The following is a 15213-nucleotide window of genomic DNA, read 5'->3' on the forward strand; positions in this document are numbered from 1 at the left end:
GTCCTATAGTGCTCTTCTATTAGACCGTTTCCCGGTGTCACTTCGTGATATTGTCCTATAGTGCTCTTCTATTAGACCGTTTCCCGGTGTCACTTCGTGATATTGTCTCATAGGGATAAGCAGCCTCAGCTAACACTGGGTATATTTTTGTCTGTGTGGTAAGTATTGCTTCACGAGGTATTGGTTGATTACTGTACTGGGAAGGAAAGAGAAGGGAGAATCAACATAGGTCTTATTAAATCCAGTTAGTTGCATAAGAGCTAATTCAATGATATGTTTTCAAATGTTTAAAACTTATTAATTCACCCTCTGTATTTATCACAACTTCATCTTCTCCATATCCATTATGAGCACCATAGTAAGGGTACACTTTCAACGTTATCTCATATAATCCACCAATTCCATATACCTGCTTTATCTTTAGGATTTCAGTTTCCCAAGAAGCCCAAGTAAGATCTTTTGGTGCTTTTTTGTCATTCTTATAAATTTCAGAAATTGCTTTATCTACTGGCTCTCTATTGCTACTTATGAGTGCCGCTTTAACCGTTTCGCATAATTCTGTATCAGCTTCATTTATGGTCTTTGCGTAAAATACTTTATTACCGCTAAATAAAAATAGTAATACCATTAACAGAAACACTTTTTTTTTCAAACTAATCACCTCTTTTTAAGTGTTCCCAAAGAGGTTGCTCTATGACTAACCTGCCTTTTAAAGCCTGGTATACAAGGGCTCGTAATTATGAAATTGATTCATATGTTAAAATTCACCAAATCCTTATTTTACATAATTATTAAGTAATATGTCTATTTTAAAAAGGATGCATCCTATTTATAGATTATTACTTTAAATATGGGAAAGAAGGAATTTTTTATGGGTAAAACAAAAAAATTAACACTATTTGGGTTAATTGGAATTACAATGGCTTTTTTTGGAACGGTACGAAGTGTGCCGACTCTTGCGATTACTGGTTGGACCCAAATCTTCTATATGGTGATCGCTGCATTTGCATTTGCACTACCTATTGCGCTAATGTCAGCTGAGCTTTCAACGGCTTACCCTGAGGAAGGTGGGCCTCAAGTTTGGGTGAAAAATGGTTTAAGTGAGAAATGGGGATTTGTTACCTCATGGTTATTATGGGTTCAAATGTTTTTCGGGATGGTAATGGTTGCGTCAACTGTTGGTATTCTACTTGGTTACGTTATTAATAAACCACATTTATCTTCAAACAATTACTTTATTTTTGCCGTAATCTTAATTTCATACTGGGGTGTGACTTTATTAAACCTTAAGTTTGATATGGTAAAAGTTGCGGGTAACTGGGGCGCCGTTATAGGTGTGTACATTCCGTTTGTCATTCTTGTTGTTCTAGGTGTGATTTATCTGATTAAAAACGGGATTCAATCTAATAGTTATTTAGGGGGCTTTAAAACAAGTGATCTTGTTCCTAATTTTAAGGACTTAGGAAGTTTAACTTATTTATCAGGAATTATCTTTATTTTTGCAGGAGTAGAAATTTCTTCTGTACATGCGAATAATATTGACAATCCAAAACGTAACTATCCAATTGCTGTTATTACTTCTGTTATTTTATTAGCAATTTTTAATATCATTGCTGGTTTAACTGTTTCAAATGCGGTTCCAAAAGGTAAATTGGAGCTTGCCAATATTACACAGCCATATATGATTTTCTGTAAAAATTTAGGGATTCCATCTATCGTTGTTAACATCATTTCTTTAATGATTTTAATAGGTGTTCTAGTGCAGCTGAGTGCTTGGGTACTTGGACCAAGTAAATCCATGATTAAAGTGGCAGATGAAGGGAATTTACCGAAGTTCTTCCAAAAGAGAACAGAGAAAGATATTCCAATCACTTTTGTAATGATTCAAGCAATTGTCATTTCGTTAGTATCGATCTTATATATAGTCGTTCCAGATGTTAACAGTGCCTTCTTAATTATAACAATTACAACAACGATTTTGTATTGTGTTGTGTATATTTTAATCGCTATTTCAGCTATTCGTTTACGCTATAAGATGCCAGACTTTGATAGACCATTCAGATTAGGAAGTAAAGGGAATGGATTAATGTGGACGGTCTCTATTCTTTCACTGATCAGTATTATTTTTACGATTATTGTAAGTATTATCCCGCCATCTATTTTAAAGCCAAGTCAATATACTGGATATGTAATTTATCAAATTGTCGCTACAGTAGTAATGATTGCTATAGCACTTATCATCTACAAATTTAAAAAGCCAGAGTGGAAGAAAGATAATAACTCACCGGATGATATAAAGCAATCAAGTTAAAGACCACATGAAAAATTGCTGTGCTGTTTTTGATGACAAATAATAATTTATGTTTGAATTTTTACCTAAAAATAAGAACGTATTTTGTATCGAAGTTGCTTAGGGAAATATTTGAGATAATTTGGAGGAAATGAAAAATGAACTATGAAATGCCGGATATTAATTTAAAAGCACTATTCTTAGGTGATAAAGGTGAAAATGCAGATTTATTTAAAGAGCTGTTAATCAAAATGGTAGATGAACATGTAGGTTGGCGTCAAAATTATCAACCGCAAGATCTACCAGTTATTACTCCGCAGGATAAAAGTTCACAAAGTTTTGAAGAAACTGCAGATCATATTCGCAGTGTAATGGATTTATTATCTTCAAAACTTCGTACCAATTCATTACCATGGCATTCGGCAGGACGGTTTTGGGGACATATGAATTCCGAAACATTAATGCCAGCTATTATTGGGTATACAGCTGCAATGTTATGGAATGGGAATAACGTGGCATATGAATCTTCCCCTGCCACTTCTCAAATGGAAGAAGAAGTAGGACATGAATTTGCTGCTCTTATGAGCTATAAAAAAGGTGAGAGCTGGGGGCATATTTGTGCTGATGGTTCGATTGCTAATCTAGAAGGCCTTTGGTATGCAAGAAACATGAAATCTCTTCCTTTAGCGGTTAAAGAAGTAGCTCCTCAATTAGTTGAAGATAAATCAGATTGGGAATTATTAAACATGACTACAGAAGAGATATTAGATATTATAGAAAAAATTCCTGAAAAAATTGATGACATAAAAGCACATTCTGCGCGTAGTGGTGAGCATCTACAAGAGCTGGGTAAATGGTTGATTCCACAAACAAAACACTATTCTTGGCTAAAATCAGCGGATATTATTGGTATAGGCCTTGATAATGTGGAAGCAATTAATGTTGATCATAACTATCGAATGGACATTGGCAAACTTGAAGAGAAAATCCGAGAATTGGTTGCAGAAAAAATACCTATTCTGGGTGTGGTAGGCGTTATCGGTACAACAGAAGAAGGACAAGTAGATCGGATTGATAAAATTGTTGAACTGCGTGAAAAATTAGCAAAAGAGGGTATTTATTTTTACATTCATATAGATGCTGCTTATGGTGGGTATGCTCGATCTATATTCCTAGATGAAAACAACGAATTTATTGAGTATGAAAAAATTGATGAAGTATATGAAAAATATAGTATTTTCAATGAGAAAAATGAATGGCTGACAGAAGATATTTACAATTCTTTCAAAGCAATTATGCACGTTGAAACGGTTACGATTGATCCACATAAAATGGGATATATACCATACTCTGCTGGTGGGATTGTTGTAAAAGATATTAGAATGCGTGACGTAATTTCTTACTTCGCAACATATGTGTTTGAAAAAGGAGCCGATATTCCTGCATTACTTGGTGCATATATGCTTGAAGGTTCTAAAGCAGGGGCAACTGCTGCCTCAGTTTGGACAGCCCATAAAGTATTACCATTAAACGTGACTGGTTATGGCAAATTACTTGGTGCAAGTATTGAAGGAGCTTACCGTTTTTATCATTTTTTACAGGATAAACAATTTAAAGTTGGAGATAAAACCATTCATGTTTATCCATTAACAAAACCTGACTTTAATATGGTTGACTATGTGTTTAATGAAGAAGGAAACACAGATTTAGCAAAAATGAACAAATTAAATCATGATTTCTTTGGTGAAGCTTCTTACGTTAAAGGGAATATATATCACAATGAATTTATCACTTCTCATACAGATTTTGCCGTCCCTGACTATGGAAACAGCCCACTTCCATATGTGAAAAGTCTTGGATTTAGCGAAGAGGAATGGGATAAGGAAAGAAAAGTAACAATACTACGAGCTTGTGCATTATCTCCGTACGCTCATGATAAAGTTGTATTCGATGAATACACAAGTAAAATTGAAAGCGCAATTCAAGAAAAACTTGAAACTATTTACAATGTGAAAAATGAAAGTGATGATGAGACAACTGTTTAAGATGCAGAATACGATTAAGGCCCTTATGTTTTTTTAGACATAGGGACTTTTGTTTTTAGACAAACTAAAAAAGGAAAATCTTAAAATTGAAAGGGGTTAGAAAAGCATGAACATCATTGACGAATTAGAATGGCGGAATGCGATCAACCAACAAACAGATGCAGATGGGCTACGTGAATTAGTAGAAGAGAAAAAAATTTCATTGTACTGTGGGGTAGATCCAACGGGTGATAGTATGCATATCGGACACTTAATCCCATTTATGATGATGAAACGTTTTCAATTAGAAGGGCATCATCCAGTCATTTTAATTGGAGGAGCTACTGGAACAATCGGTGATCCTAGTGGACGTCAAACAGAACGCCAATTACAGACATTAGAACAAGTGCAATCTAATGTTGAAGCATTGACGGAACAAATGAAAAAGTTATTTGGCTTTGGTGGTGATGGAAATGTAAAAATGGTAAATAACTATGACTGGACACATCAGATAAACATTATTGAATTTTTACGTGTTTACGGTAAGAATTTTAGTGTGAATACGATGTTAGCAAAAGACATTGTAGCAAGTCGATTAGAGGGCGGAATTTCATTTACCGAATTTTCATATCAAATTCTTCAAGCCATGGACTTTCATCATTTATACAAAAACGAAGGAGTGCAACTACAAATTGGTGGTAGTGACCAATGGGGCAATATAACAAGTGGGTTAGATTTAATACGTAAATTAGAAGGGCCAGAGGCAAAAGCATTTGGATTAACAATACCCTTACTGTTAAAAGCAGACGGCACAAAGTTTGGTAAAACAGCAGGAGGAGCGATTTGGTTAGATCCAGAAAAAACCACTCCATTTGAATTTTATCAATTTTGGATAAATACAGATGATCGTGATGTGATTAAATACTTAAAATTCTTTACATTTTTAACAAAAGATAAGATCGATGAATTGGAGATAAAAATTAAGACAGAACCTCATAAGCGCGATGCACAAAAAGCTTTAGCGGAAGAAATGACAAAATTTGTTCATAGTGAAAAAGCATATAGTCAAGCGGTGAAAATTACAGAAGCATTATTTAGTGGAGATATTAAATACTTAACGGCTGATGAAATTGAGCAAGGATTTAAAGATATGCCTACTTTTTATGCTTCAAAAGATACAAAAAACATTGTAGAGTGGTTAGTTGATTTAGGAATTGAACCTTCAAAACGTCAAGCAAGAGAAGATATAAACAATGGAGCTATTTTTATGAATGGTGAACGAATAAATGATGTGAACGCAGATGTTACAGTGGAAAACTCATTTGATGAAAGATTTATTATTATTCGTAAAGGGAAAAAGAATTACAGTTTAATAAAACTGAAAGAAGAATAGGGTAGTTTAATGCAGAGGATTAAATATGCTTATGTCATAGAAACTCTTTTTTATGGTATTCTCTCCTATTAGGCGAAATATTTCTTTTTCAAGAAAGGATGCATTAAGAGAATATGTTTTCATATAGATAGTAGGCCAAAACAAGTTCTTATATATAAAAAAGCACTCTAATCTGTAATATAAACTAAATGAAAAAGGCATTGGATTTAGAATACCAATGTCTTTTTTAATTTGTTTAACAAAATATAATTTATAAGATTAAGGTAATTGTGTAAATGTGATTTATGACCACATTTATCACTTCATTTTCTACTCCATAAATAATCCATAATTAGAAAGTAAATTGGATTTTCCTCCTAATGGAACGGCTAACTTTAAATAGACAGACTTCCTCTTGTTGAACTAACGCATGCGTTATTTACATAAGGGATTTAACACTACCTGTTAAACTCCAAAATTAATCGGATATAGGTCTTATTAAATCAAGGTTTTAGTCCGATAATGAAATCATAAATTCCCGGATTTTTAAATTTATAATTTGAATAACAAAGAGAAGAAATTATATTTAACCGGATTATTTTTTTATAAACATTTCTAGAATAAATCATAATTAACCGTATTATTTTAACAACATTATTATTCAAAATTAACTTGTTTTTCAGAACTAATAATTCCTTATTCCTTTCTGCTTATAAGAGTATTTCTATCCAGTTAATTAATACTCTAAAATGAAAAGAACAATATTCCACCAGCTACTGAGATACTAAAAATTAAATAATTGGAGCCCATTACTTATAAATAACTCTATGTCTCGTTATATGGTATTGGTATCCCTAAGTAAACTGACAATAAAGTTATTTAATTTTAAAACCTCAAACAAGCATAACCCCGTTCACAAATTTAGGACGGGGTTAAAATATAGTTGTTTAATCTTTGATGTAAGATACTTCACTGTACTTAAAAATATAACAAAAATGTCGTTTAAAGATCTAAGTTTTATTCCATAATCGCGCCCGTTTGTTGAACAAGAAGATTTATTTGTCTTTACACATTATCGTCTATTTTTTGACTTAGATCTTCTGCACAAGAGTATTCATTTTTTCTTCTAACAAGTTTGTAAAATTGGCTCGCTGTTCTTTCAAATTAGAAATATGTATTGGTTCACCCAATATAAGAAATGCATCCCTCTTAATGAACAATTCCTTAAAACTATTTGGACCCACATATGCTGCGGGTATGATAGGTACTTTTGAATGCTGAGCATGCTCCTTGTTTTAATGCCGTTTGCTCTTCAATTCTTGTTCCACTTGGACCAGGGTTAGCACGATCCACAGGAAAAGCACTAAGTTTGCGCAAAAACCAACCTATTAATTTATTAGTAAATAGTTGTTTCTTTTCCATGAAATGAATTTTGTTTGGCAATAAAGTTATGCCCAAATACAAAACATCAACCCAACCTGTATGAGTACAAGCAATAACATAAGCACCCTCTTTTGGGATGTTCTGTTTTGTCGTAAACGTGAAGTTTTCCAAATACACGCAAGATACATTTCAAAGAATAGGCTGCAATTTGATACACAATTTCTTCCTCCGTTAACCTTAAACATACGATTATTTATCATGTAGAAAAGAAAAATTATAAAATTAATCGCCAAATGCAAATATCAATTCCGTTTCACAAACTATTTCTCCCTCAACAGTTGCAATTCCTGTTCCTTTTCCAATAGGACCTTTTAATCGAGTGATTTCAACCTCAAGACGGAGTTGGTCTCCCGGTTTTACTTGATGTTTAAAATGGCATTTATCTATTCCCGCTAAAAGCCCTAATCGTCCTTGATTTCCTTCTTTAGTTAACATCACAACTGCGCTAACTTGGGCTAATGCTTCAATAATTAGTACACCTGGCATTACCGGATAATCGGGGAAGTGTCCATTAAAAAAATCTTCATTTACTGTCACATTTTTAATACCAACTGCTCTTTTTCCTTCTTCCAATTCCAAAATCCTATCCACTAAAAGAAATGGATAACGGTGTCTAATAACTTCTTTAATGTTTTGAATATCTAACACCATAAAAGCCCCCATACAATAATTTTTATTTCACTCTACATTTACTTTAATTCTAACACTTGGTGCTAATAGTTGATACTAAATTTTGATTATCTTTCCACTAAAAGTATCCAATTTTCTCTAAAGATGTTGTTCAATTATATGGCCCTTTAATGGAAAAAAAACACTGTTCCTTATTACAGAAAAGCGCCCGATTGTGGAAGAAGAACACTATAGGTTTTTAAACTCCCATCGCAAATCATTTTTTTAAAAGATTTTTAAATATTTAAAGATGAAGTATTGTATACATGCAAGTATGGCTAAAAATGAAAAGTTGTAAATACTGAATTTGATTAAATACTTTTTACTCTCTTTACGGTTGGATTGAATGAATAGTTTATAGGAGATTACACTGGCTAAAGACGCGATAATTGTTCCAAGTCCTCCAATATTTACTCCTAATAATAAGGGTTTCCAATCAGAAGTAAAGTTTGACAGGAGGATTGAAGCAGGCACATTGCTGATCAATTGACTCAAAAATATGGAACTAAAAAAGATCGATGTGCCTCCTCTTAAATTGGCGTGAGCAAATGTTTTCATTGCATTCAAGTTTGATATATTTCCAATAAAAATAAAAAAACAGACAAAGGTTATCAGAAGAAAATAATCAATCTTAAATAGTAATTTTCTATTCAAAATAAATACTGTCATCAATGTGATTATTAGCGCAATGTAATAATTGATGACTCCAAAAATAGACACGATAATAATGGCAAGTATCAGGCTCCAGACTGCAGCTTTTTTTCGATCCTCTATGGTAATGACAGGAAGTTCTATTTTTAATTCTGTTTTATGAAGTTTTTTAGTAAATATAAACAACGAACTGATGCCAAGCATAGCTAATAACAGGATTGAACCAAAAAATGGGATGGGCTTAATGCCATAGTAAGAATAGATGTACAAATTTTGCGGATTCCCCATAGGCGTTAGGCTGCTTCCGATATTTGCCGCAATTGTCTGCAGGATGATCGTATCCATCATATTTATTTGTGTCTTTTTACTAATGACAAGCGTTATTGGTACAAAAGTGAGCAAAGCCACATCATTCGTTACAAACATCGAGCAAATAAAGCATAACAAAATCAGAATAACTGATATGGTCCTGCTGTTATTGCATTTATTTAATATAGCAACGGCAAATTTGTCTAATAACTTTAGCTCTTCAAAGGCCTTAATGGCCACCATTAGATTAAATAAACTGACCAGCACATTAAAGTTAATATATTCGAGCCTTGGCGGATGTATAAAACAGCTTACAACTGCCAGTATCAGTGAAATGGTAAGCACTATGTCCTTTTTTAAAAAATCAAATTTCATAAGGATTCTTTTTTTATTTTGGACGAATATTAATTTTTTCACAATGCACCACCTGTAATCTATTTTAATAGAAAGAAACGGAAGAGTAATTCTTACCCTAATGGAATGATGCAAAGGAAAGAAGTTCACCAATGGTTTCTAATTTTAATGGCCAATTTACTTATTGAGTTTATTCAAGAAAAGGACACTTAATGGTATAGGTATCATCAAATGATCAAACTTTATTCCAAACCTACAATTGAAGATAATTACCATTGGCGGGGAAGCTTCATAAATGAATTGGAGGCTGTTTGAATTTAACTGTATTTGAATAATATTAGCATACGTAGTTAACTATAAAAATAATTTCCTTCGTATTGGTGATGGTAAAATGAAGATTTTTCATAATAAACCAAGAAAAAAATTAAATGAGCCTCAAAAACAAGCAAACGAAATTCAAAATAAAAAGATAAGCACAACCCTATCCGAAAATCTTGTAGATTTGTATACACTTTTCACTTATACCCCTGATTTAATTGTACGACACTTGGATATTAAGATGAGTGGTGAGAAAGCGGTCCTTATTTACCTTGCGGGTCTAACTAATACAGACTCCGTCCATGATCATATCCTTCGTCCTTTAATAAATGACGTTGAAGATAAGAAGAATCCTAACTTAGCTGTATCGATTGGTCACTTAGGCTCAATAAATCATTGGACAGAGCTTGAGAACAGTATTCTACAAGGTAAAAGTGCATTGTTAGTAGAAGGACGAAACGATGCACTGATCTTCGACACCCAAGGTTGGCCACAAAGAGCAATTGAAGATCCACAGCTCGAAACCTCTTTAAAAGGGGCACATCAAGGGTTTGGGGAGACAAGCAGTAAAAATATCGGATTAATCCGCCGTTATATTTCTAACCGCGAGCTAAAAATCAAAGAGATAACAGTTGGACGCCGAAGTAAGAGCAAAGTTTCGATTTTGTACTTAGAAGATGTTGCACACCCAGAGGTATTGCGAGAGCTGGAGGATCGTATCCGCCAATTAGATGTCGACGCGATTCTTAATGCAGGAGAGTTAGAGGAATTCATTGAGGATAATTCCTTTTCCCCATTTCCGCAACTTATCTCAACGGAACGGCCAGATGCTGCTGCCTCTCATATTTTACAGGGTAGATTTGTTGTCATAGTAGATGGATCACCCGCAGCATTGGTCGCACCAGTATCACTAATATCTTTTTTTCACAATGTGGATGACTATGGATCACGTTTCCTAACGGCAAATTTTATACGGTTACTGAGGTTATTGGCCTTTTTCGTAACTATTTTTTTCCCTGCACTTTATATATCTTTGATTTCGTTTAATTATGAGTTAATTCCTGTAAAATTGTTGCTCAACATAGGAAAATATCGCGCTGAGGTGCCTTTTCCTCCGCTGATTGAAGCACTTATTATGGAGATTGCTCTTGAAATGCTTCGTGAGGCAGGGATACGTCTTCCTGCTCCCATAGGGCAAACAGTAGGGATTGTAGGGGCTATTGTAATCGGTCAAGCTTCTGTACAAGCGGGGATAGTCAGCAACATGATGATTATAGTTGTAGCCTCTACCGCTATTGCTTCATTTATTATACCTAATTATGATATGAGCTCAGCCATTCGGTTATTGCGATTTCCTATGATGTTTCTTGCATCTTTGTTTGGAATTGTAGGTATTGTGATTGGTTTAATCACTTTGATTGGACATCTTATTTCTTTGGAATCACTGGGCACTCCATACAGCAGTCCATTTACTCCAATCTATTTATCCGATTGGAAGGATAGTTTTTTACGTGTTCCACTCTGGAAAATGAACCGTCGTCCTTTGAGCACAAGAGCAATTCAGGCAGTGAAACAAGGCTCCAATGATCCTCGGGAGGGTGGAAAATGAAAAAGTATGCTTACAATGAGATTACATTAACGCAATATATTTTTTTAATACATGGCGCACAATTGGGCATCGGGGTACTGCAACTCCCACGAATCTTGGCAGAAAAGGCAGGTATGGATGGTTGGATCATTATCATCTTTGGCTGGATAGCATCTATTGTAGCAAGTCTAATCATTATTCAAATAATGAAGAAATATCCGGAAGGAACACTAATTGATTTATTTACAAAGTATTTTGGAAAGTGGGCAGGAAAAGCTATTGCCCTTTTCATTGCTCTGTATTTCGCTTATAGTGCGTTTCTCATTTTTCAGCGTTCAATCCTATTTATTCAAATATGGATTTTGCCTGGAGTAACTGGTTATGTCCTTATGATTTTATTCGCCATCCCTACATATACTATTGCTCGTAGTGGAATTCGTATCATCGGTCGTTACGCGGAACTCGTTTTTTTCCTCGTATTATGGATGCCTTTCTTCTACTGGTTTGCCTTGTGGGGAAACCATCACTGGATTCACCTTCTCCCTCTGTTCAAAGATATGAAGAAGGTGCTATTAGCTACTCAATCTACTGCATATTCTTTTTTTGGCTTTGAAATCGTGTTTTTGTTATACCCATTCTTACAAAATAAGGAAAAGGCTTCCGTAGGCATTATAATCGCCAACTCATTATCAATGCTCGTATTTTTATTCATAACTCTTGCATGTTTTGTCTTTTTTAGTCCCGATGAAATTACTCTATTTAATGAACCTACTTTAAGTATATTAAAAGTAGTGGAATTTCGATTTTTAGAGAGAATGGAAATTATTTTTCTCGCGTTTTACTTATTGGTTCTTTCTAGGGCTTGGATGCCTTATATCTATGGTGCTGTTTTCTGTACAAGTTGGCTGTTCGGGAAACATGATCATAGCAAACACTTACTTCTATTATTACTGTTGATGGTGATGATCATATATTTTGTTATTCCTACTTTTAATCAAAATGACTTGTTGCAAAGCTTGAGTGCGAATATTGCATTTCCCTTCATATATATCATTCCATTGTTTTTGTGGATTTACTTAAGTATCCATGATCGAATTCGAGGGAGAGTTACCAAATGAAGAGGTTGTTTGGACTTTTTCTATTACTATTCTCCCTAATCATCCTTCCATCAGGATTGGTACAACCACCATACATGGAGGATACAATGTTTCACTTAGCGTTTGGCATAGATTTGAATAAAGAAAATGATTTGGAATTTTATGAATCAAGTCCTGTATTCAGTAAAGAAGCAAAAGAAAAAGAAGAAATAGTTGAAGTCAGAGCAAAAACGATCCGGCAATCTAGAAAGGAATTCGACGTTCGCGGCGCTGGTGTCTCTGTTGAATCAAAACTTGAGGTTCTACTTATTGGGAAAAAATTGCTCCAAAATCCAAATTGGCTTTCCTTACTAGATGTTTTTTTTCGCGATACTAAAGCTACAGTCAATCCAAGAATAATAATAGTAGATGGCCCTGTTTCAGAGATTATGAATTTTAAAGCTAAAGACAAACCAATCACCCCAATATATTTAAAGTCCATGATCGATACTTCAAATGAAAAGGGTGAAACAATAAAAACAACGCTCCAGGATCTGCATCGGCAGATTTTTGAAAAAGGTCTCACTCCCAGCATCCCTAACATAAAACTGAAGAAAGAAATCACAATAACAGGCAGTACATTACTAAACGAGAAAGGAGGGTATAGTACTTCGCTTAATCCTCAAGAAACAACCTTGTTACAAATATTAAAAGGAGACAATGTTGATTTTAGCTTTACCCTCCCTATTGTAAATGGTAAAAAGGAGAACACAATATACAGAAATATGTTAAGCTTTAATGCACGTAACGCAAAAACAAAAATTCATACGGGGTATAGTCATGGTAAATTTACATTCGACATTCACGTAAAAATGATCATGGAATTAACGGAGCGTCTATCTCCAATTAATATGAGTCATAATAATGACAAACTAGAAAAAATGGTAGAAGAACAACTAAAAACGCAATTTGACCAATTAATTAAGAAAATCCTAAAACATGAAATTGACCCAATTGGCTTAGGAGTATATGCCAGAGCCTATCAAAATAAGCATTATGAGCAAGTACAGGACCGTTGGGGCAGAGCCCTAGGTGAAGCATCTATCAATACTTCTGCAGAAGTAACAACACGATCCATAGGGGCTATCAAATAAACAAAGAGAATGGAGTTTACATTCTTTTAAGGAGGAAGAGACGAAAAGCCCTCTGGATAATAATTAAAGTGCAATACTTGAAAGCAATCTTATTGCTAACCATGATAGTATTAAGCTCGGATTCATTTTATACCAGAATTATTTGGAGTCACCATCATTCTTTAAGAATATGGCCCTTTAATGAACAATGCCCCCAGAGTTTAAGGGTAAAAAGAAAAACCCTAATACAGGGTTTTACAGATTGTAGACAAAAGGCATTCGAATGACCCCATTCGGATGCCTTTTGTCTACAATCTGAGAGAAGCATCAACTTCTCTAATAACTTAGAATTCATTCCAAATAATTATGAAAAACCATTCTACTTGAATATGAAATCTCAATACTATCTAATATTCCCAATTAATTATGAGAATTATTTTGAAAATTACACTTTTATATACCCTCTCATATTACTGCGTTTTATAGTAAATCCTATTTATTAATCAAAAGCTATTCCGTCAAATGATGGTATCTTTTCAACTGTTTATGATACCCATTTCAAATTATCACTGAATCCTAGAGATAGGATGTATTTTAGATTTAATCCGTCATTTAGTCCGCTTTTTCTGAGTGGTAATTCGTTTAATTTTGATTTCTTAATCCGGACTTTTTTTGTGGTAATCCGGTAATTTTTGAACGAAATCCTGATTATTTTGGTGTTTTACACACTTCCCGATTTTCTCATCATACTTCCGTTCATCCGGAACAAATAATATCCCTAGCTCGTGGTGATCGCCTTCATAAAGGGCACGTTGAACGAAGCGGATCTCACCATTTGTATCGAGGACATCGAGTTTGCAATGGGCGCGATTTTTTTGTAAGGCCTCGTAAAGGGTTTTTTCATCACGAACCAATACTCCATTGGTTTTTGCGATAATTTCACCCACCTGCAACCCCATTTTACTTGCAGGTGATTCCGGGATAATACCGATAATCATCAAGCCTTGATTTTTTCTTGAAAAATAAAATGGTCTATTTTCGTCCCTTAGAGACGCAATTAATGTTAAAGATTCGCGGCCAATTACAGCAAGCGCAGTTGTTACGATCGAGATGAGCGGATACCAATACCCCACTACTGAGAGAAGTGTGATGAATACCCCTAGCACCATCACCTGCCGGCCGTGAAGTTGGATCGCATCTTTAGGAAGCATCCCTTTGATTTGCTGATGAAAACCAATTGCAAAAGGTACAAGTATAAGTGAGTACTCTTTTGCTCCCAAATGGAATACCGGCCACCAATCAAATGGCAGCTGGAGCGCGTCTCCAGGAATAAGCATGAACAGCGGCAGCATCCAGAGGCGCTTCACTTCATGGACACCAACACTTTGACCACGCTTGCTTTTTGCTAGTTTAGGAGAGGTTCCTTTGCTTCCATTTTTAACAATTAGGAGTCCTTCAGCAATTAACAAAAGCCCGATAATCACGACAACAGAAGGGTAAACCTTGTCACCAATCGAATGAAATAATTTCGAAAAGAGTGGGATTGACCAATTATTTTCAGCGATTAAAATGATGGTAAAAAAGGCTGCCCCAATCGTATAGGCCGGCGACATCCATCGGACATTTGTCGTCAGTGACCACAATAAGGTAAATCCAGCAATAAGAAGAATGGCAGCGAAAGGAACGACGATACCTGTTGCAACAACAATAATGGAAAGTATAAGCCCAATAAGAAGTCCAGACGGAAATAACTGCCGGAGTTCGAAATAAGCATCATGCGCCCGAATATGAAAATTTTTTCGCTCACGTTTTACCCTGATAACTCCTAAAATCCCTGAAAGGAAAACAAGATAGTATAAAACAGGATGAAGAAATAACTTGCCTGTCCCTTTAAGAAGCTCCACAAGCCATATTTGTACCATTTCCTGCCACCTGCCTCTATTAAAATTTCTATTAATTTAGTATGTAAAATTCCCCTAAAGATTA

At 34.7% G+C, this 15213-nt stretch carries 10 protein-coding genes and 1 pseudogene; 6 read left to right on the forward strand and 5 right to left on the reverse strand.

Going from position 1 to position 15213, the window contains the following annotated elements; translation table 11 throughout:
* Positions 1 to 265: 265 nt before the first annotated feature.
* Positions 266 to 652, reverse strand: a complete 387-nt coding sequence (locus RTR43_RS17045) for a DUF3888 domain-containing protein (protein ID WP_312473426.1) — start codon at positions 650 to 652, stop codon at positions 266 to 268.
* 219 nt (positions 653 to 871) lie between these two features.
* On the opposite strand from RTR43_RS17045, the gene tyrP reads away from it, so the two are divergent.
* From tyrP to tyrS, 3 genes are all read left to right on the forward strand, one after another.
* Positions 872 to 2311 carry a tyrosine-tyramine antiporter gene (gene tyrP / locus RTR43_RS17050; RefSeq protein WP_312473427.1) on the forward strand — a complete coding sequence of 480 codons (1440 nt, stop codon included), beginning with the start codon at positions 872 to 874 and terminating at the stop codon, positions 2309 to 2311.
* Between the two features lie 137 nt (positions 2312 to 2448).
* The gene (gene tdc, locus RTR43_RS17055; protein WP_312473428.1) at positions 2449 to 4335 is read left to right on the forward strand and encodes a tyrosine decarboxylase; all 1887 of its coding nucleotides are present in this window, start codon (positions 2449 to 2451) and stop codon (positions 4333 to 4335) included.
* A 106-nt stretch (positions 4336 to 4441) separates the two neighbouring features.
* Positions 4442 to 5707 (forward strand): tyrosine--tRNA ligase, encoded by a 1266-nt coding sequence (tyrS, locus tag RTR43_RS17060; RefSeq protein ID WP_312473429.1) that lies wholly within the window; start codon positions 4442 to 4444, stop codon positions 5705 to 5707.
* A gap of 1070 nt (positions 5708 to 6777) precedes the next feature.
* On the opposite strand, the pseudogene RTR43_RS17065 reads toward tyrS, so the two are convergent.
* From RTR43_RS17065 to RTR43_RS17075, 3 genes and pseudogenes are all read right to left on the reverse strand, one after another.
* Positions 6778 to 7286, reverse strand: a pseudogene (locus tag RTR43_RS17065) (lysophospholipid acyltransferase family protein).
* A gap of 65 nt (positions 7287 to 7351) precedes the next feature.
* On the reverse strand, positions 7352 to 7777 hold the full coding sequence (gene fabZ, locus RTR43_RS17070) for a 3-hydroxyacyl-ACP dehydratase FabZ (protein ID WP_312473475.1): 426 nt from the start codon (positions 7775 to 7777) through the stop codon (positions 7352 to 7354).
* Between the two features lie 246 nt (positions 7778 to 8023).
* On the reverse strand, positions 8024 to 9175 hold the full coding sequence (locus RTR43_RS17075; RefSeq protein WP_312473430.1) for an SLC13 family permease: 1152 nt from the start codon (positions 9173 to 9175) through the stop codon (positions 8024 to 8026).
* A gap of 328 nt (positions 9176 to 9503) precedes the next feature.
* Between RTR43_RS17075 and RTR43_RS17080 the strand changes: the two genes are divergently transcribed.
* From RTR43_RS17080 to RTR43_RS17090, 3 genes are read left to right on the forward strand one after another with little or no spacing between them, the layout of a single operon-like run.
* On the forward strand, positions 9504 to 11039 hold the full coding sequence (locus RTR43_RS17080) for a spore germination protein (protein ID WP_312473431.1): 1536 nt from the start codon (positions 9504 to 9506) through the stop codon (positions 11037 to 11039).
* A complete protein-coding gene (locus RTR43_RS17085; RefSeq protein WP_312473432.1) occupies positions 11036 to 12136 on the forward strand; it encodes a GerAB/ArcD/ProY family transporter in 1101 nt (366 codons plus the stop codon). The genes RTR43_RS17080 and RTR43_RS17085 overlap by 4 nt, the downstream gene beginning before the upstream one ends.
* Positions 12133 to 13248 carry a Ger(x)C family spore germination protein gene (locus RTR43_RS17090; RefSeq protein ID WP_312473433.1) on the forward strand — a complete coding sequence of 372 codons (1116 nt, stop codon included), beginning with the start codon at positions 12133 to 12135 and terminating at the stop codon, positions 13246 to 13248. The genes RTR43_RS17085 and RTR43_RS17090 overlap by 4 nt, the downstream gene beginning before the upstream one ends.
* A gap of 635 nt (positions 13249 to 13883) precedes the next feature.
* Here RTR43_RS17090 and RTR43_RS17095 read toward each other — a convergent pair.
* Positions 13884 to 15149 (reverse strand): PDZ domain-containing protein, encoded by a 1266-nt coding sequence (locus tag RTR43_RS17095; RefSeq protein WP_312473434.1) that lies wholly within the window; start codon positions 15147 to 15149, stop codon positions 13884 to 13886.
* Positions 15150 to 15213: the final 64 nt, after the last annotated feature.

The sequence above is a fragment of the Neobacillus sp. genome (assembly GCF_031988165.1).
Classification (GTDB): domain Bacteria; phylum Bacillota; class Bacilli; order Bacillales; family Cytobacillaceae; genus Neobacillus; species Neobacillus rhizosphaerae.

Bases quoted from the DNA above. Each gene is read 5' to 3' on its own strand.
- RTR43_RS17090 (WP_312473433.1), top strand. From the start codon at position 12,133: ATGAAGAGGTTGTTTGGACTTTTTCTATTACTATTCTCCCTAATCATC.
- tyrS (WP_312473429.1), top strand. From the start codon at position 4,442: ATGAACATCATTGACGAATTAGAATGGCGGAATGCGATCAACCAACAA.
- tdc (WP_312473428.1), top strand. From the start codon at position 2,449: ATGAACTATGAAATGCCGGATATTAATTTAAAAGCACTATTCTTAGGT.
- tyrP (WP_312473427.1), top strand. From the start codon at position 872: ATGGGTAAAACAAAAAAATTAACACTATTTGGGTTAATTGGAATTACA.
- RTR43_RS17095 (WP_312473434.1), bottom strand. From the start codon at position 15,149: ATGGTACAAATATGGCTTGTGGAGCTTCTTAAAGGGACAGGCAAGTTA.
- RTR43_RS17085 (WP_312473432.1), top strand. From the start codon at position 11,036: ATGAAAAAGTATGCTTACAATGAGATTACATTAACGCAATATATTTTT.
- RTR43_RS17080 (WP_312473431.1), top strand. From the start codon at position 9,504: ATGAAGATTTTTCATAATAAACCAAGAAAAAAATTAAATGAGCCTCAA.